This is a genomic window from Frigoribacterium sp. AC512, assembly GCF_979258295.1.
Genome location: NZ_OZ409850.1, coordinates 1,295,028 through 1,312,711, shown reverse-complemented (window position 1 = coordinate 1,312,711; position 17,684 = coordinate 1,295,028). Strand labels below are relative to the sequence as shown.

Genomic DNA, 17,684 nt, shown 5'->3' with positions numbered 1-17,684 from the left:
GTGTCGAGGCTAGTGCAGAAGTCTGGTCGAATGGACCCATGAACCCGTACCGCGAACGGCTCACGCCGCCGGCCACCGTCTTCGTCGCGACCGCCCTGGTCGTCCCCGCGACGCTGCTCGTCTTCCTGCCCATCGACCAGCTCGTCGGGGTCGTCGTGGCGGTCCTCTTCTACGCGGCGACGGTGCTCGCCCTCGTCTTCACCTCGCCGGTGCTCCGCATCGACGACGAGGGGTTCTCCGCCGGGCGCGCCCGTCTCTTCCCGCACGAGATCGGAGAGGTGCGGGGATTCTCGGGAGCCGAGGCCACACAGCAGAGAGGGCCCAGGCTCGACGCGCGAGCCTGGACCCTCTTCCGTGGCTGGGTGAAGCCGGTGGTGAGGATCACCCTCACCGACGAGACGGATCCCGCACCCTACTGGTTGGTGTCGACGAGACGACCCGACGACGTCGTCCGTCTCCTGGAGTCGCTCAGGCAGCGCACTCCCGGCAGATAGCGCCCAGCTTGGTCTCGTGGTCGAGCTGCGAGCGGTGCTTCACGAGGAAGCACTCGACGCACGTGAACTCGTCGACCTGCGGGGGCAGGACGACGACGTCGAGGTCGAGGTCGGAGAGATCCTGGCCGGCGAGCTCGAACGAGCCCGGGTTGTCCGCGTCGTCGTCGATCACCCCGGTGGTCTTGTCGGGGGTGCGCTCCTTGAGCCCCTCGATCGACTCCGAGCCGTCGTCGTCGTTCTTGCGAGGTGCGTCGTAGTCGGTGGCCATGCCCATCCAGTTCTTCAATAGTTCGTGTACCGAAGTTCGTGTACCGAATTCGGCGGGCACAGTTTGCATCACTAGTTGTCGAATAGCAAACCCGCCGAAGGGGCCTCTCAGCCGCTCTGGATGAACTCGCGGCACGCCCGTTCCATTCCCGGGAACACGCCTCTGACGTGGGACGCTTCTGGCCAGGACACGACGGTGGAAAGGCGTGCGAGATGCAGGATCTGAGGGTCATCGGGGTCGAGAGCGGAGCGCTCGTCGTCGCCGCCGACGGCGGTGCCGAGTACCGGCTCCCCGTCACCCCGTCGCTGAGGTCGCAGCTGCGCGCAGCGGCCCCCGACAGCACCCCGGTCGAGCGGAAGGCGCCGCCGCGCGAGATCCAGTCGCTCATCCGCTCCGGGCTCTCGCCCGAGCAGGCGGCGGAGCGCACGGGAGCGGACCTCGCCTACGTGCGGCGCTTCGAGGGCCCGGTCCTCGCCGAGAGGTCGCACGCCCTGGGCACCGCCCTCGGCGTCGCCGTCACGGTCGCCTCCGACGTGCAGCCCGACGGCGACTCGTCCTCGTTCGGGGGCGTCATCGAGTCGCGTCTCGACACCGCCGCCGCGACCGATCGTCACTGGACCAGCTACAAGGACGCCGAGCACGGCTGGCTCGTCTCCGTCTCGTACGTGACGCAGGAGGTGTCGCGAGACGCCACCTGGCGCTTCGACCCCAAGGCCCTCTCCCTCGTCCCGCACGCGGGCGACGCCCGCACCCTCTCGCAGCACTCGGCCGACGTCGGCCCCCTCGTCCCGCGTCTCCGGGCCGTCGGTCTCCGCCCCGCAGACGACGAGCCCGTGACGGGCCGCTTCGACAGCGGCGCGTTCCTCGTCGAGCCCGAGGACGGGCACCTGGACGACGCGGCCCCGGACGAGCACCGTCCGGACCGCCCCGCAGCGGTCGCGCGGCAGGACGTCCGCTCCCCCGCCTCCCTCGCGGCGACGAACCGCGACCCCGACGCCGCAGCCGGCGACCCGCACGCCCAGACCGCCGACCTGCTCGAGGCCCTCCGTCGACGGCGAGGCGAGCGCGAGGCGGCGCGCTTCTCGGACGACTCCTCGCGAGACGAACTCTCCACCAGCTCCATCCGGGTCATCGACGTGCCCCTCGACGACTTCGACCTGCCCGAGGGCGAGACGACGCCGCAGCCCCTCCTCCCTGGTCCCCCCTCGGCACAGGGCGACGGCGGGCAGCGACCGCGCACCGTGGGCCAGGTCCGCGGCGGTCGACGCCCGATGCCCGGACCGGACGGCGTCGTGCCCGGGCAGGGCGGTCCGAAGAAAGCGCGCGGCCGCGCGTCCATGCCGAGCTGGGACGAGATCGTCTTCGGGGCCCGCTCGGACGACGACCCCGCCTGACGCCCCGCGCGGACGACGTGCCTGCGGCTCAGCGAGCGAAGGCGCCGAATCGTCGCAGCGGCACCTGCGTCTCGTCGCCCGACCACGAACCGTGTTGGCCGATCATCGACCCTGCCTGTCCTCCCGAGGCCCTGCCGTCGTACCAGACGACGCCCTTCCGGGCGGCGACCAGGACGTCCCCGATGCGGGGCGCCACGACGGGATCGACGGAGCCGAACCACCCGGCCTGCACCGCCTCGTCGCGGGTGACGACCCAGGCGCGGTCCGACTCCGCCGCGCGCCAGGCGTCCAGGGTGGCGGCGCGGACCGCCTCCGACGCGTCCGGCTCGAAGTGCAGCTGCAGGCACCGGGGCTCGCCAGCCACGTGACGCACCCCGTCCACGAGAGCGGCGCGGTGCCCGAAGACGATGCGCCCCTTCTCTCCGACGTCGAGCAGGCCGTGGTCGGCCGTCACGAGGAGTCCCTCGTCGGGCCCCAGGGAGGCGGCGAGCCTGCCCACCTCGCCGTCCACCTCCTCGAGGGCGGCCGTCCACTCGTCGCTCTGCCAGCCGAGGCGGTGCGCGATCATGTCGAGCTCGGGCACGTAGAGGTAGACGATCGTGCCCCCGGGGGCGGCGACGAGGTCGCGCGCGCGACGGAACCTGTCCGCGATCGACTCGGCCGCCTCGTAGGCCGCGCCGCGCAGGATCGCCTCCGTCAACCCTGACCGGGCGTAGCGCGCAGGGCCGACGGCCGCGCTGCGGACTCCCTGGACGGCGGCGTCCTCGAACACCGTGCCGCTGAGCTGCCACGTGTCGGGCCGCATGCCGGCGTCCCAGCCGGACAGCTGCTTGACGACGCGGTCACGGTCGGCGTCCAGCACCGAGTAGCCGACCAGGCCGTGCTCGCCCGGCAGGCGGCCGGTCGTGAAGGTCGTGAGGGCGGAGGCGGTGGTCGTCGGGAAGCCGGAGAAGAGGCTGCCGGAGGCGCCCGCCAGGTGACGAGCGTGGCCACGACGGGCCCCGAGGGCGGCCGAGCCGAGCCCGTCGACGAGCAGGACGACGGCCGAGCGGGCGGGAGGGAGCGGAAGGGCCCCGACGCCGCCGGTCAGTGCGGCGAGGACGGACGGCAGGACGTCGGCCAGGCTCACCGCGCCGGGGGGACGCGCCGGTACGATGGTCGTCATCGGCACCAGTCTGGCACAGCGGGTCCGCGAGCGGACCGCCCTCCCGCCGCTGCCGCCTCCTCGCGTCGACGACCACCCGCCCAGGTGCCTCCCGCACCTCCTGCCCCAGAGAAGTGCATGACGACGACCGAGAACACGACCGGCCCGACCGACTCCGGAGAGCGCATCGAGGACATCGACGTCTCGCTCGAGATGCAGGGGTCGTTCCTCGAGTACGCCTACTCGGTCATCTACTCGCGGGCCCTGCCCGACGCCCGGGACGGCCTCAAGCCGGTGCAGCGACGCATCCTCTACCAGATGTCCGAGATGGGGCTACGCCCCGACCGGGGCCACGTCAAGAGCGCGCGCGTCGTCGGCGAGGTGATGGGCAAGCTGCACCCGCACGGCGACACGGCCATCTACGACGCAATGGTCCGCCAGGCCCAGTCGTTCACGATGCGCGTCCCGCTGATCGACGGGCACGGCAACTTCGGCTCGCTCGACGACGGGCCGGCCGCGCCGCGGTACACGGAGGCCCGGCTCGCCGAGGCGTCGCTCGCGATGACCCGCAGCCTCGACGAGGACGTCGTCGACTTCGTGCCCAACTACGACAACCAGCTCATGCAGCCCGAGGTGCTCCCCGCGGCGTTCCCGAACCTGCTCGTGAACGGCGCGAGCGGCATCGCCGTCGGCATGGCGACCAACATGGCCCCGCACAACCTCGTCGAGGTGGTCGGCGCCGCCCGCCACCTGATCGACCACCCCGACGCGAGCCTCGACGACCTGATGGCCTTCGTGCCCGGGCCCGACCTGCCGACCGGCGGCACCATCTCCGGCCTCGCCGGGGTCCGCGACGCCTACGCGACCGGACGCGGGTCGTTCAAGACCCGCGCGCGCGTGCAGGTCGAGAGCATCACGGCGCGCAAGTCCGGCCTCGTCGTGACCGAGCTGCCGTACCTCGTCGGCCCCGAGAAGGTGATCGAGAAGATCAAGGACGGCGTCCAGGCGAAGAAGCTCACAGGGATCACCGACGTCACCGACCTGACGGACCGCACCCACGGCCTGCGCCTCGTCATCGGCATCAAGACGGGCTTCAGCCCGGAGGCCGTGCTCGAGCAGCTCTATCGCTACACCCCCCTCGAGGACGGCTTCAGCATCAACGCGGTGGCGCTCGTCGAGGGCCAGCCGCGGACCCTCGGCCTCAAGGAGATGCTCGAGGTCTACGTCGGCCACCGTGTCGAGGTCGTGACCCGTCGCACCCGGCACCGCCTCGGCAAGAAGGAGGCGCGCCTCCACCTGGTCGAGGGGCTCCTGATCGCCATCCTCGACATCGACGAGGTCATCCAGGTGATCCGCTCGAGCGACGACACGGCCGCCGCCCGGGCCCGCCTCCGCGAGGTCTTCGACCTGAGCGAGATCCAGGCCGAGTACATCCTCGACCTGCAGCTGCGGCGCCTCACCAAGTTCAGCCGCGTCGAGCTCGAGACCGAGCGCGACGAACTCCGCGCCGCGATCGCCGAGCTGCAGGCGCTGCTCGGCGACCCTGCCCGGCTCCGGGCGCTCGTCTCGAGCGAGCTCGCCGACATCGCCGAGCAGTTCGGGACGCCACGCCGCACCCTCCTCACGGAGGCTGCCCCGAGCATCGCGAAGCAGGGCCGCGGCAAGAACGCCCCGGTGCTCGAGATCGCCGACACGCCCACGCGGGTGTTCCTGTCGACGACGGGGCGCCTCCTGCGCGTCGACCACCAGGACCCGTCGGCGGCCACGCCCGCTCCCCCGTCGCGTCGGACCGCGCACGACGCCGTGCTGTCGTCGATCGACACGACGACTCGTGCCGAGATCGGGGCGGTGACGACGACGGGGCGGCTGCTCCGGTTCACGCCGGTCGACCTGCCGGCGGTGCCGCCCACCTCGGTGCAGCTCGGAGCGGGCGTCCCCGTGCGCGACTACCTCGGCCTCGCCGACAGGTCCGAGCGGGTGCTCGCGCTCGTCTCGCTGACGGCCGACCGCCCGATCGCCCTCGGCACCGCCCGGGGCGTCGTGAAGCGCGTGGCGACGGGGCAGTACCCGCCCAAGCCCGAGTTCCCGGTGATCACGCTCAAGAAGGGCGACTCCGTCGTCGGGGCGGCCCAGGGCGCCGACGACGACGAGCTCGTCTTCGTGACGTCGAGCACGCAGCTGCTGCGGTTCCCGGCGTCGTCGGTGCGTCCCCAGGGGCCCGCCGGCGGCGGCGTCGCGGGAGTCTCGGTCGCACCGGACGCCCGCGTCGTCTTCTTCGGCGCCGTCCCCGAGGGGCAGGAGGCGGTGGTCGCCACCATCTCGTCCGCCGCCGGCGCGCTCGAGGGCACCGACCCCGGCCGTGCCAAGATCAGCGCCTTCTCCGAGTTCCCGGCCAAGGGCCGCGCCACCGGGGGCGTCCGGTCACACGCGCTGCTCAAGGGCGAGTCGGAGCTCTCGCTCGCCTGGGTGGGGCCCGCCCCGGCCCGAGCGGTGGCGGTCGACGGAGGCGTCCGGTCGCTCCCCGAGACGCTCGTGCGTCGCGACGCGTCCGGCACGCCCCTGGAGGCGGTCGTCGCCGCGGTGGGCGCATCGCTGGCGCACGTCACCGACGCCGCGACGGGAGCGCCCGCGGGCACCGAGCCCGAGTGAGGCGATTCCTTCCGTCCGGCCCGCCGGCGGGTGGCCGGCCCCGCGGGGTGGCCAGACCGCGGGTCCGGCCCGGCGGGCGGTCTGGCCGCACGGGCGGTCAGCGTGGGTCAGACGTCGATGCGCTCCCGGCTCAGGCCGGCGCCGTCGATGATGAACTCCTTGCGCGGTGCGACCTCGTTGCCCATGAGGAGCTCGAAGACCCGGGCCGCTGCCTCGGCGTCGTCGACCCGCACCCGGCGCAGCATGCGCCCGGAACGGTCCATCGTCGTCGTCGCGAGCTGCTCGGCGTCCATCTCGCCCAGGCCCTTGTAGCGCTGGATCGGGTCCTGGAACTTCTTGTTCGAGCGACGCAGCTTCGCGAGGAGCGTCTGCAGCTCTTTCTCGGAGTAGGTGTAGATCGTCTCGTTCGGCTTGCTGCCGGGGTTGATGACGACGACCCGGTGCAGGGGCGGCACGGCTGCGAAGACGCGACCCTGCTCGATCATCGGGCGCATGTAGCGGAAGAACAACGTGAGGAGCAACGTGCGGATGTGAGCCCCGTCGACGTCGGCGTCGCTCATGATGATGACCTTGCCGTACCGAGCGGCGTCGATGTCGAACGAGCGGCCCGACCCTGCTCCCAGCACCTGGATGATCGAGGCGCACTCGACGTTCGAGAGCATGTCGCTGACCGACGCCTTCTGCACGTTGAGGATCTTGCCCCGGATCGGCAGCAGCGCCTGGTACTCGCTGTTTCGGGCGAGCTTCGCCGTGCCCAGTGCCGAGTCGCCCTCGACGATGAAGAGCTCGCTGTTGCCGACGTCGTTCGACCGGCAGTCGACGAGCTTCGCCGGCAGGGACGAGTTCTCGAGGGCGTTCTTGCGCCGCTGCGTCTCCTTGTGGGCACGCGCCGCGATGCGCGACTTCATCTCGGAGACGACCTTGTCGAGCACGAGAGCCGTCTGGGCCTTGTCCTCGCGGCGGGCGGACGCGAAGAGCTCGGCGAAGCGCGTCTGGACGACGTTGGCGACGATCGCCCGGACGGCGGGCGTCCCGAGGATCTCCTTCGTCTGGCCCTCGAACTGCGGCTCCGGGAGGCGGACCGTGAGCACGACGGTCAGGCCCGCCATCACGTCGTCCTTCTCGATCTTGTCGGTGCCGACCTTCAACCGCCGTGCCGCGAGCTCGACCTGCTGGCGCATGAACTTGAGCAGCCCCGCCTCGAAGCCCGTCTGGTGCGAGCCGCCCTTCGGGGTCGCGATGATGTTCACGTAGCTGCGGAGGACCGTCTCGTAGCCGCCGCCCCACCGGAGGGCGATGTCGACCTCGCACTCGCGCTCGAGCTCGGTGGCGACCATCGCGCCGCCCTCGGTCAGGACGGGCACCGTCTCCGTGTACGTGCCCGTGCCCGTCATGCGCCAGGTGTCGGTGACCGGGGCGTCGGGGGCGAGGAACTCGACGAACTCGCTGATGCCGCCGTCGAAGCGGTACGTGCTCTCGTGGGGGAAGCCCCCGTCGGTGAGCGACCCGGGCCGCTCGTCGCGGATGCGGAGCGTGAGCCCGGGGATGAGGAACGCCGTCTGACGCGCGCGCCCGGACAGCTCGTCGGGCTGGAAGGACGCGCCACGGGTGAAGATCTGGCGGTCGGCCCAGTACCGGATGCGCGTGCCGGTCACGCCGCGCTTCACCTTGCCCACCTCGCGCAGCACGCTGCCCGAGACGAAAGGCGTGAACGGCGCGTCCGGGGTGGGCGCGCCGTCGTCGGCGAACGTGCCGGGCTCGCCCCGGCGGAACGACATGGCCCACGTCTTGCCGCCACGGTCGACCTCGACGTCGAGCCGCTCGGACAGCGCGTTGACCACGGACGCCCCGACGCCGTGCAGGCCGCCCGACGAGGCGTAGGAGCCGCCGCCGAACTTGCCGCCCGCGTGCAGCTTGGTGAAGACGACCTCGACGCCCGTCAGCCCCGTCTTGGGCTCGATGTCGACGGGGATCCCGCGGGCCGTGTCGCGCACCTCGACGCTGTCGTCCGCGTGCAGGACGACGTCGATGGCGTCGCCGTGCCCGCCGAGTGCCTCGTCGACCGAGTTGTCGATGATCTCCCACAGGCAGTGCATGAGGCCCCGCGAGTCGGTCGACCCGATGTACATGCCGGGACGCTTGCGGACGGCCTCCAGCCCCTCGAGGACCGAGAGGTGGCGAGCCGAGTAGTCCGACGTGGCGATGGTGTTCTCCTGACGCGAGGCAGAGCCGACCGGCGGGAATTCCGGAGGCAGGGGTCTGGTTCCATCCTACGAGCGCCCGCGGACAGTCCCGGGAGGCGCTCGCCCCCCTCCGTCACTACGCGATGAGCGAAATCGGCTCGGATCGCACCCGATACCCGGGAGCGCGTGTTTTGATGAGGTCTTCACATCCGCAGCACCACCGTCAGGAGGAGCATCACATGACTCAGATGGCCACCGACCACACCGCCGTCGACGAGCTCGGCTCCCGCTACCAGCTCTCCGCCGCCGACCGATGCGACAGCTGCGGGGCCCAGGCCTACGTCCGCGTGACCATGGCCAGCGGCGAGCTGCTGTTCTGCGCGCACCACGGTGCCAAGGTCAAGGACAAGCTCCAGCCCACCGCCGTCGAGTGGCTGGACGAGAGCTCCAAGCTCCACGAGCACTGAGCTCGACGACCACGAGGCCGTCCGGGGACCAGCACCCCGGCGGCACGGCGAAGGGCCCGCATCCTCACGGATGCGGGCCCTTCGTCGGTGTCAGGCCACGGACACCCGGTCACATGGCCTTGAACGACCGTTCGAGGTTCTCGCGGATGACGCGCTGCGACTGCTCGGCGTACTCGTCGAGCTTCGCGTGTGCCTCCCCCGCGTGGTACGAGATGCTGCGACGCGTCAGCGCCGCGCGGAGCACCCGGTCGCTCAGAGCCGGGTTGAGGGGCAGCAGCGGCCCCTTGAGCTGCGTCCCGAAGGAGGCGCCGCGCACGACGCCCTCGGCGCCGTCGGTCCCGTTGCCCCCGCCGTGCACCACACGACCGAAGGCCTCGACGCCGGCACCGAGCTCGAGGTGGGCGGCGTGGTCCTCGAAGCCGAAGAGGGTCAGCTCGTCGCCACCGTAGGTCGTGGTCACCTGGAAGTAGTTCGTCCGGCGCGGGGCACCGCGACGGACCGTGGCGTCGAAGAACCCGATGCCGGGCACGGTCTCGCCCTGCTCGGTGACGACGCCCCGGGTCAGCAGCTCCATGCCGCCGCCGACCCCGATGACGGGGACGCCCGACGCGGCGAAGCCCTCGAGGGCCGGGAGGAGGCGCTGGGCGTCGGCGCTCACCGAGCGCACCCCCGAGAGCGGCCCGTGCCCGAGGAGGACGACGTCGGCCACGGTGGGCACGTCGTCGCCGATCCGGTACTCGACGACCTCGGTCTCGAGGCCGGCGCGCCGCGCACGGGCCACCAGCGTCGTGACGTTGCCCCGATCGCCGCTGACCCCGAGCTGCTCGGGGTAGAGGTGGACGAGGCGGAGGGTGTCGGCGCTCACGCGGTCTTCTCCAGGTCGGGGTGTCCGAGGATGCGACGGGCCAGCATCATCTGCTCGTAGTTGGTCACGAAGTGCTTCGTGTGGTCGGTGGGCGAGGGCAGCGCACGCATGAGCTTGATCGCCTTCGCGATGTCCTCCTCGATCACGTGCACGGGGATCCCCTCGTGCTCGAGGCGCAGGGCGAGCTGCCAGGCCTTGGCGCCCGCCAGGACGTCGACGTGGTCGAGGCGCGAGAAGTCGATGTCGTAGATCCACGAGATGTCGGGCGTGCCCTCGTCGATCGCGAGCATGACCTGCTCGGCGCCCTGCGGCAGCGCGTCGAGGTTCAGCTGCAGGCTGGCAGCGTTCTTGAACATGATGAACTCGGCCTCGTCGGCGCCGAGCGACATGCGCTCGCCCCGCCCGTAGGCCGGCTTCATCGTGTCGAAGGCACGAGCCACCGCCTCCTGGTCGACGGGCTTTCCGAGGACGACCGACGCGGTCTGCAGCGCCGCCGCCGCGTCGACGGCGTAGTGCAGCCCGCGAGCGGGGAGCCGCACGTCGACGGTGGTCTCGCCGACGCGGATGCGCGCACGGTCACCGTCCATCGCGACGACCTCGGCCTCGACGGGACGGGTGGAGTCCGCCTCGCGGGAGAAGTCGTTCGCGTTCTGCAGCCCGTTGGGCGCGGCGGCCACGACGTCGGGGGCGGCGCCGAAGCGCGTGACCGTCTGGCCGGGCCTCGCCTCGTAGGGCGCCAGGTGCTGGTCGTCACGGTTCGTCACGACGGCACGCGTCGCCAGGGCCGCGGTGTCGGTCATCATCGTGCCGACGCGCTCGGTCTCGAAGAAGCGGTAGAGCTGGTCGACCTGCACGTTGAGCATGAGCACGGTCGACGGGTGCAGCGACCGGGTCAGCTCGACCGCGAAGGCCTCGTCGACCTCGATCACGCCGATGTCGTGCTTCACGCGGCCGAACGGCGTCACCTCGCGGAGGAACGCCGAGGCGATGCCCTGCGGGAGGTTGGCACCGGTGGGGTTCGTGAAGACGCGGAGGCCGTGGGCCCGCAGCGTCTCGGTCAGCATCATCGTGGTCGTCGACTTGCCGTTCGAGCCGAGGACGAAGACGACGCCCTGCTCGAACTGCGACGAGACGTGGGTGAGGAAGTCGGGCGCCAGCGCGAGGACGGTGCGGCCCGGGTAGGCCGAGCCGCCGCCGCGGAGGCGGGCGACCGCACGGACGAGCCGGCCCGCGAGGACGGGCACGAGGTATCGCACGGGCCTACTCGAGGTAGTCGCGGAGCGACTGCGACCGGGACGGGTGGCGGAGCTTGGCCATCGTCTTGGACTCGATCTGGCGGATCCGCTCTCGGGTCACGCCGAACGTGTCGCCGATCTGGTCGAGCGTCTTCGGCATGCCGTCGCCGAGGCCGAAGCGCATGCGGATGACGCCGGCTTCGCGCTCGGACAGGCTGTCGAGGAGCGACTCGAGCTGCTTCTGGAGCATGGTGAAGCCCACGGCGTCGGCCGGGACGACCGCCTCCGTGTCCTCGATGAGGTCGCCGAACTCGCTGTCGCCGTCCTCGCCGAGGGGGGTGTGCAGCGAGATGGGCTCACGCCCGTACTTCTGGACCTCGACGACCTTCTCGGGCGTCATGTCGAGCTCGCGGCTCAGTTCTTCGGGCGTGGGCTCGCGGCCGAGGTCCTGCAGCATCTGGCGCTGGACGCGGGCGAGCTTGTTGATGACCTCGACCATGTGCACGGGGATGCGGATGGTGCGGGCCTGGTCGGCCATGGCGCGCGTGATGGCCTGGCGGATCCACCAGGTGGCGTAGGTCGAGAACTTGAAGCCCTTGGTGTAGTCGAACTTCTCGACCGCACGGATGAGGCCCAGGTTCCCCTCCTGGATGAGGTCGAGGAACTGCATGCCCCGGCCGGTGTAGCGCTTCGCGAGGCTGACGACGAGTCGCAGGTTGGCCCCGAGGAGGTGGCTCTTGGCCCGCTGGCCGTCGCGCGACACCCAGCGGAGCTCGCGCTCGAGCTCCTTGCTGAGGCCCGTGCTGTGGGAGAGCTTGTCCTCGGCGAAGAGACCGGCCTCGATGCGCATCGCGAGCTCGACCTCCTCTGCGGCGTTCAGCAGGGCGACCTTGCCGATCTGCTTCAGGTAGTCCTTGACCGGGTCGGCCGTGGCGCCGGTGATCGTCGTCGAGTAGACGGGCATCTCGTCGTCGTCGTCCTGCGAGATGACGAGGGCCCCCGCGGGCAGCACCTCGGGGGTCGTGGGCTTGCCGCCCTCGCCGTCCGCGTCGGCATCGGGCGCGTCGGCGTCGACGGGCTCGGTCTCGTCGTCGCCCTCGGGCTCGGCGGCCTTGGTCGCCTTCGCGGGTGCGGCCTTCTTGGCGGCGGGCGCCTTCGCAGCCGTCGCCTTCTTGGCAGGCGCCCGCTTGGCGGGGGCCTTCTTGGGCGCCGCGGGCGCCTCCTCGGTCGTCGCGGGCTCGGTCTCGAGCACCACGCCGTCGGTCACGGTCTCGTCGACGACCGTGGTCGCCTTGCTGCGAGTAGCCATGCGAACACCTTCCACTTCATCTGCACTGGGTCTTTCGGGCAGTACTAGGACCCATGTCAAGTCCCCATGGCTGAGCGCGCCGACGAGAGTCGAGCACCTGCACGGGACATGAACGGGTCCGACTCCGATTATTGCACGTCTGGTCGGCACCGCCGACCACGGGCTGCCACCGGCGTCAGGAACTCCGCCGACGACGGCTCTGCCATCTCCTGTTCAGTGCAACCCACAGGGGGGCCACCTGGATTCCCTCCTCGAGGTGAAGGAGGCGCCGCGTGCGTCGGCGCTCCAGGACGAGGCAGACGACGCCTCCGCCGACGACCACGTACTGGACCAGGAACGCCACGCGGAACGACTCGAACGAGAAGAGGTCGCTCGGCGCCCCGCCGGCCACCCGTGCGGCGTCGAGCTGGTCGAGCACGACGCCGATGAGGAACATCATCACGAAGCTCGCCAGGAAGCCCCCGACGTTGACGATGCCGTTGGCCACGCCGAGGCTGCGCATCGGGTTGAACGACCGGGCGAAGTCGAAGCCGATGAGGCTGCCGGGGCCCCCGACGCCGAGCACCACGACGAGGACGAACGCGAGCCACTGCGGGGGCTGCCCCGGCCAGGCCAGCAGGACGGTCCACGTGATCCCCAGGGCCGAGACGATGCCGAGGACGAGATTCGAGCGCCGGAGCGGGAAACGGGCCGTCAGCAGGCCGAGGACCGGGCCGGCCACGACGCCGGAGGCCACGAGCAGCGTGAGCATGCCGGATGCCTGCGTCGCCGTGAAGCCGAGCGCCCCGACGAGGAACGGCACTCCCCAGAGCAGGCTGAAGACCGTCCCGGACGACTGCGTCACGAAGTGCGACCAGAAGCCGAGGCGCGTGCCGGGTCGTCGGATGCTCTCCCCGAGCTGACGACCGGCGTCACGCCAGGTCGTCCCGGCCGACTCGGCGGGGCGTCCGAGCGGGGAGTCCCGCACGACCACGACGACGAGGGCGACGGCCACGACGGAGAGGCCCGCCGCGCCGAGGAAGGCCGGCTGCCAGCCGCTGCCGTGCAGCACGATCGACAGGGGCACGGCCGAGAGCACCTGGCCGAGCTGGCCGACGTTGCCGGTCCACTGCGAGATCTGGGGCAGGATCGGCCCTCGGAACCAGGCGGGGAGCAGGCGGATGACGCTGATGAACGTCATCGCGTCGCCCGCGCCCACGAGGACGCGCCCGACGATGGCGACGCCGATGTGCGGGGGCGCGAGCGCGACCACCGACTGCCCGACGACGAGCAGGACCCCGCCCGCGACGATGAGGGCACGCGGGCCGACCCGGTCGAGCAGCACGCCCACGGGGATCTGCAGGCCCGCGTAGACGATCAGCTGCACGACGGCCAGGGTCGACAGCGTCGACGCGGAGATGCCGAAGATGTGCTGGGCCTCGACCCCGGAGACGCCGAGCGAGGACCGCTGCAGGACGGCGACGACGTAGGCCACGACGGCGGCGCCCCAGACGAGCCAGGCGCGCGACGAGTTCACCCGACGACCCTAGCTGGCGTCGTGCGCCCTCGACGCCTGGCCGTGCTCGACGAGGGTGGACCGATGGCGGGTCAGGCCTCGTCGTCGCTGCGCCGGCCGGCGAGGAAGCGCTCGAGCTCGGCGGCGAGGACGTCCGCGGAGGGGACCTGGCCGTCCTGGTCCGTGAGCGGCGAGGGGAGCGGGTTCCCCTCCATGTAGGTGTCGTGACGTTCCTCGAGCGTGGAGACGAGTCGCGACAGCTCGTGGTTGCCCTGCACCTGCTCGTCGACCTTGGCGAGGAAGTCTCGTCCCTCCGAGCGGAGCCGGTCAGTGGGGAAGATCAGCCCCGTCGCCGCGCTGATGCTCGAGAGCGCCGCGACGGCGGCGTCCGGGAACTCGGTGTCGGCCAGGTAGTGCGGCACGAGGAGGACGAAGCCCGCGGTGGGGTGACCGGAGTCTCCGAGCCGCTGCTCGACGAGGTGCAGCGCGTTCGCGGGCGCCTGGGTCACGGGCCGCCACACCGACAGGGACTCGACGAGGTCGGACCGGTTGCCGCTGACCGTGACCCCGATCGGACGCGTGTGGGGCACCGGCATGGGGATCGAGTGGACCCACGTGGTCGTCGACACCCGGTAGCGACGCACGAGGTCGACGACGGCAGAAGTGAAGCGCTGCCACTGGAAGTCGGGTTCGAAGCCGGACAACAGGAGGAAGGGCTGTCCGATGTCGTCCTTCATCAACCGGAGCGAGAGGGTCGCCGTGGCGACCTCCGAGATGTGGTCCTGGTCGAACGTGAAGACGGGGCGACGGGCGCGGTAGTCGAGGAGCTCGTCGGCGTCGAAGGAGGCGACCATCGAGTGGTCGAGCTCGCCCACGAGGAACTCGGCGAGCTGCCCCACCGCGCCCCCCGCGTCGGAGGAGCCCGTCAGGCCCGCCACGAGCGGGAGCCCCTCGGGCACGTCGGAGGCGTCGGGAGCGAGGTCGTAGAGTCCGGCGGGGTCGTGCATGTCGTCAATGCTAGGCAACCCGCCCGGCACCGGTCGCCTCCGGCGACGTGCCGAGAGCGAACACCCGCGGTGGCTACGATCGAGGGATGACCGAGCTCTTCCTGTCCACCACCCGTTCACCTGCAGCCGAGGTCGAGGCCGACGTCCTCGTCGTCGGCGTCGTCACGGGGGCCGACGGCCCCTCGGTCACCGGCGACGTGCCCGGCCTGCCGTCCGACCTGCGTGCGCTCGGGATCAGCGGCGCGCGCGACGAGCTCGTGAAGCTGCCGGGCACGGGTGCCGCGACCGTGACGGCCCTCGTGGGGCTCGGCGACGTCGTCGACGCCGAGGCCCTGCGCTACGCGGCCGGCGCCGCCGTCCGCCAGCTGACCGGCGTCGACCGAGTCGTGCTCCACCTCCCCGTCTCGACCGAGGCGGAGGCGCTGGCGGTCCTCGAGGGCGCGGCCCTCGCCTCCTACGAGTTCGACGCGTTCCGCGGGTCGTCGGCCTCCGAGTCGCGCCGCCACGCCCGCACCCTGGTGCTCGCGACCGACCTCGACGTCGAGGAGGCGACGGTGCAGCAGGCCACCGTGGTCGCCCAGGCCGTCCACACCGTCCGGGACCTCGCCAACACCCCCCCGCAGCAGATGTTCCCGCAGGCCCTCGCCGACCACGCCGTCGAGCTGGCCGCCGACCTGCCCCTCGACGTGACCGTCCTCGCCGAGGACGAGCTGCGGGAGGGCGGGTTCGGCGGCATCCTCGGCGTCGGCCAGGGGTCCAGCCGCGGGCCTCGTCTCGTCAAGGTCGTCTACTCGCCGGAGGGCGCGCCGAAGCACCTGGCGCTCGTCGGCAAGGGCATCACGTACGACACGGGCGGGCTCTCGCTCAAGCCCGCGGGCAGCATGCTGGGCATGAAGGACGACATGACGGGCGCCGCCACCGTCCTCGCCGTCGTCGTCGCCGCGGCGCGGCTCGAGCTGCCCGTCCGCCTCACGGCCTGGCTCTGCGTCGCCGAGAACATGCCGAGCGGCACGGCCATCCGGCCCGACGACGTCCTCACGATCCGTGGCGGAACCACCGTCGAGGTGACGAACACCGACGCCGAGGGCCGCCTCGTCATGGCCGACGGCCTGGTCGCGGCCAGCGAGGAGCAGCCCGACGCGATCGTGGACGTCGCGACCCTGACCGGCGCCCAGGTCGTCGCGCTCGGCACCCGCACCGTCGGGGTCATGGGCAACGACGACCTCGCGAGCCGAGTGGTCGAGCTCGCAGACCGCGCCGGCGAGGCCGCGTGGCGCATGCCGCTGCCGGGCGAGCTCCGCAGCAGGCTCAAGTCCGACGTGGCCGACCTCGTCAACGCCACGCCGGGCAACACCGCGGCCGGCATGCTGCTCGCGGGCGTGTTCCTGAACGAGTTCGTGGGCGAGAAGGAGGGCACGGGAACGCCGCTGCCCTGGGCTCACCTCGACATCGCGGGCCCCTCCAACAACAAGGGCGGCGGCTGGGGATACACGGGCAAGGGCTCGACCGGCGTTTCCGTGAGAACGCTGCTAGAGCTGGCCCGCGACTTTTCGGCCGCGTAGTAGGGTCGAGGAGGCGGGAGCGACCCGCCGAGATCGGTCCCCCGGGCGACGCCGCCTCCTCCTCACCGAGGTGGACGCGGACGCGACGCCGACGTCACCACGACGGCGCCTCCCCCGCCTCGGGAACCTCCGAACGCACGAGGGAGTTGCTGGGTGTCGGAACAGAATTTTGACCTGGTGGTGCTCGGCGGCGGCAGCGGCGGCTACGCCGCAGCCCTGCGGGCCACCGAGCTGGGGCTGAGCGTCGCGCTGGTCGAGAAGGACAAGCTCGGCGGAACCTGCCTCCACCGGGGCTGCATCCCGACCAAGGCGCTGCTGCACTCCGCCGAGGTCGCCGACGTCTCGCGGGAGTCCGCGAAGTACGGGGTGTCGACCGACTTCCACGGCATCGACGTCCCCGCCGTGACGGCCTACCGTGAGGGAGTCGTCGCCAGCAAGTACAAGGGCCTCCAGGGCCTCGTGAAGGCACGCGGCATCACCGTCGTCGAGGGCGAGGGTCGCCTGACCTCCCCCACGACCGTCCAGGTGGGCGAGACCACGCTGACGGCCAAGAACGTCGTCCTGGCGACGGGGTCCTACTCGCGCAGCCTCCCGGGCCTCGAGATCGGCGGCAAGGTCATCACGAGCGAGGCCGCCCTGGCCCTCGACCACGTGCCGGCTAGGGTCGCCATCCTCGGCGGCGGCGTGATCGGCGTCGAGTTCGCGAGCGTCTGGAAGTCCTTCGGCTCCGACGTGACGATCGTCGAGGCCCTCCCCCACCTCGTCCCCAACGAGGAGGAGTCGATCTCGAAGCAGTTCGAGCGCGCGTTCCGCAAGCGCGGCATCGGCTTCTCGCTCGGCGTGCGGTTCAAGGGCGTGACGCAGAGCGACGACGGCGTCGTCGTGACCCTCGAGGACGGCAAGACGATCGAGGCCGACCTGCTGCTGGTGGCCGTGGGGCGCGGCCCGTCGACCCAGGGACTCGGCTTCGAGGAGGTGGGCGTCACCATCGACCGCGGCTTCGTCATCACCGACGAGCGACTGCACACCAGCGTCCCCGGCGTGTTCGCGATCGGCGACATCGTGCCCGGCCTGCAGCTCGCGCACCGCAGCTTCCAGCAGGGCATCTTCGTCGCCGAGGAGATCGCAGGCCTGGCGCCGCAGGTCATCGAGGACACCAACATCCCGAAGGTCACCTACTCCGACCCCGAGGTCGCGTCCGTGGGCCTGACGGAGGCCAAGGCGGCGGAGAAGCACGGAGCCGACAAGGTGACGAGCTACGACTACAACCTCGCCGGCAACGGCAAGAGCCACATCATCGGCACCAGCGGCTCCGTCAAGGTCGTCCGCGTCGTCGACGGTCCGGTCGTCGGGGTCCACATGATCGGCGCCCGCGTGGGCGAGCTCATCGGCGAGGCCCAGCTGGCCGTCAACTGGGAGGCCTACCCGGAGGACGTCGCGCCTCTCGTGCACGCTCACCCGACCCAGAACGAAGCCCTCGGAGAGGCGATGCTGGCCCTGGCCGGCAAGCCGCTCCACGCGATGTAGTCGCAGCTCCGTTCCCCCGCACCACCCGCACACTTCCGCACCACCCGATCACACAGACACACGATGTCTTCGAAGGAGTCCCCCG

At 71.5% G+C, this 17,684-nt stretch carries 14 protein-coding genes; 6 read left to right on the top strand and 8 right to left on the bottom strand.

Features of this window, described 5'->3' with window-relative positions; genetic code table 11:
• Window positions 1-38: 38 nt before the first annotated feature.
• A complete protein-coding gene (locus ACZZ97_RS05975) occupies window positions 39-494 on the top strand; it encodes a DUF3093 domain-containing protein (RefSeq protein ID WP_314101371.1) in 456 nt (151 codons plus the stop codon).
• Here ACZZ97_RS05975 and ACZZ97_RS05970 read toward each other — a convergent pair.
• Window positions 469-762, bottom strand: a complete 294-nt coding sequence (locus tag ACZZ97_RS05970) for a DUF4193 domain-containing protein (RefSeq protein ID WP_123547235.1) — start codon at window positions 760-762, stop codon at window positions 469-471. The two genes, ACZZ97_RS05975 and ACZZ97_RS05970, sit on opposite strands and share 26 nt — an antisense overlap.
• Window positions 763-974: 212 nt before the next feature.
• Between ACZZ97_RS05970 and sepH the strand changes: the two genes are divergently transcribed.
• Window positions 975-2,156 carry a septation protein SepH gene (gene sepH, locus ACZZ97_RS05965; RefSeq protein ID WP_463472566.1) on the top strand — a complete coding sequence of 394 codons (1,182 nt, stop codon included), beginning with the start codon at window positions 975-977 and terminating at the stop codon, window positions 2,154-2,156.
• Between the two features lie 28 nt (window positions 2,157-2,184).
• On the opposite strand, the gene ACZZ97_RS05960 is transcribed toward sepH, so the two are convergent.
• Window positions 2,185-3,321: an alkaline phosphatase family protein gene (locus ACZZ97_RS05960; RefSeq protein WP_463472565.1), complete on the bottom strand. Its 1,137-nt coding sequence runs from the start codon at window positions 3,319-3,321 to the stop codon at window positions 2,185-2,187.
• Between the two features lie 117 nt (window positions 3,322-3,438).
• Here ACZZ97_RS05960 and ACZZ97_RS05955 point away from each other — a divergent pair, with 117 nt between their 5' ends.
• Window positions 3,439-5,949 carry a DNA gyrase/topoisomerase IV subunit A gene (locus ACZZ97_RS05955; protein ID WP_314101363.1) on the top strand — a complete coding sequence of 837 codons (2,511 nt, stop codon included), beginning with the start codon at window positions 3,439-3,441 and terminating at the stop codon, window positions 5,947-5,949.
• Window positions 5,950-6,056: 107 nt separating this feature from the next.
• On the opposite strand, the gene ACZZ97_RS05950 is transcribed toward ACZZ97_RS05955, so the two are convergent.
• A complete protein-coding gene (locus ACZZ97_RS05950; protein ID WP_192042319.1) occupies window positions 6,057-8,153 on the bottom strand; it encodes a DNA gyrase/topoisomerase IV subunit B in 2,097 nt (698 codons plus the stop codon).
• A 218-nt stretch (window positions 8,154-8,371) separates the two neighbouring features.
• On the opposite strand from ACZZ97_RS05950, the gene ACZZ97_RS05945 reads away from it, so the two are divergent.
• Entirely contained in the window at window positions 8,372-8,599 is a 228-nt protein-coding gene (locus tag ACZZ97_RS05945; protein ID WP_123546019.1) for a DUF7455 domain-containing protein, read from the top strand.
• A 109-nt stretch (window positions 8,600-8,708) separates the two neighbouring features.
• Here the strand turns inward: ACZZ97_RS05945 and ACZZ97_RS05940 are convergent, their stop codons facing one another.
• From ACZZ97_RS05940 to ACZZ97_RS05920, 5 genes are all read right to left on the bottom strand, one after another.
• Window positions 8,709-9,464: a type 1 glutamine amidotransferase gene (locus ACZZ97_RS05940; RefSeq protein WP_463472564.1), complete on the bottom strand. Its 756-nt coding sequence runs from the start codon at window positions 9,462-9,464 to the stop codon at window positions 8,709-8,711.
• Window positions 9,461-10,720 (bottom strand): MurT ligase domain-containing protein, encoded by a 1,260-nt coding sequence (locus tag ACZZ97_RS05935; RefSeq protein WP_463472563.1) that lies wholly within the window; start codon window positions 10,718-10,720, stop codon window positions 9,461-9,463. Before ACZZ97_RS05935 ends, ACZZ97_RS05940 begins: the two co-directional genes overlap by 4 nt.
• A gap of 4 nt (window positions 10,721-10,724) precedes the next feature.
• Complete coding sequence (locus tag ACZZ97_RS05930; RefSeq protein WP_463472562.1) at window positions 10,725-12,008, bottom strand: RNA polymerase sigma factor; 1,284 nt, start codon at window positions 12,006-12,008, stop codon at window positions 10,725-10,727.
• Between the two features lie 175 nt (window positions 12,009-12,183).
• Window positions 12,184-13,524: an MFS transporter gene (locus ACZZ97_RS05925; protein WP_463472561.1), complete on the bottom strand. Its 1,341-nt coding sequence runs from the start codon at window positions 13,522-13,524 to the stop codon at window positions 12,184-12,186.
• A gap of 71 nt (window positions 13,525-13,595) precedes the next feature.
• Window positions 13,596-14,510, bottom strand: a complete 915-nt coding sequence (locus tag ACZZ97_RS05920; RefSeq protein WP_314102431.1) for a proteasome assembly chaperone family protein — start codon at window positions 14,508-14,510, stop codon at window positions 13,596-13,598.
• Between the two features lie 86 nt (window positions 14,511-14,596).
• Between ACZZ97_RS05920 and ACZZ97_RS05915 the strand changes: the two genes are divergently transcribed.
• Complete coding sequence (locus tag ACZZ97_RS05915; protein WP_463472560.1) at window positions 14,597-16,072, top strand: leucyl aminopeptidase; 1,476 nt, start codon at window positions 14,597-14,599, stop codon at window positions 16,070-16,072.
• A 153-nt stretch (window positions 16,073-16,225) separates the two neighbouring features.
• The gene (gene lpdA / locus ACZZ97_RS05910) at window positions 16,226-17,599 is read left to right on the top strand and encodes a dihydrolipoyl dehydrogenase (protein ID WP_314102425.1); all 1,374 of its coding nucleotides are present in this window, start codon (window positions 16,226-16,228) and stop codon (window positions 17,597-17,599) included.
• Window positions 17,600-17,684: the final 85 nt, after the last annotated feature.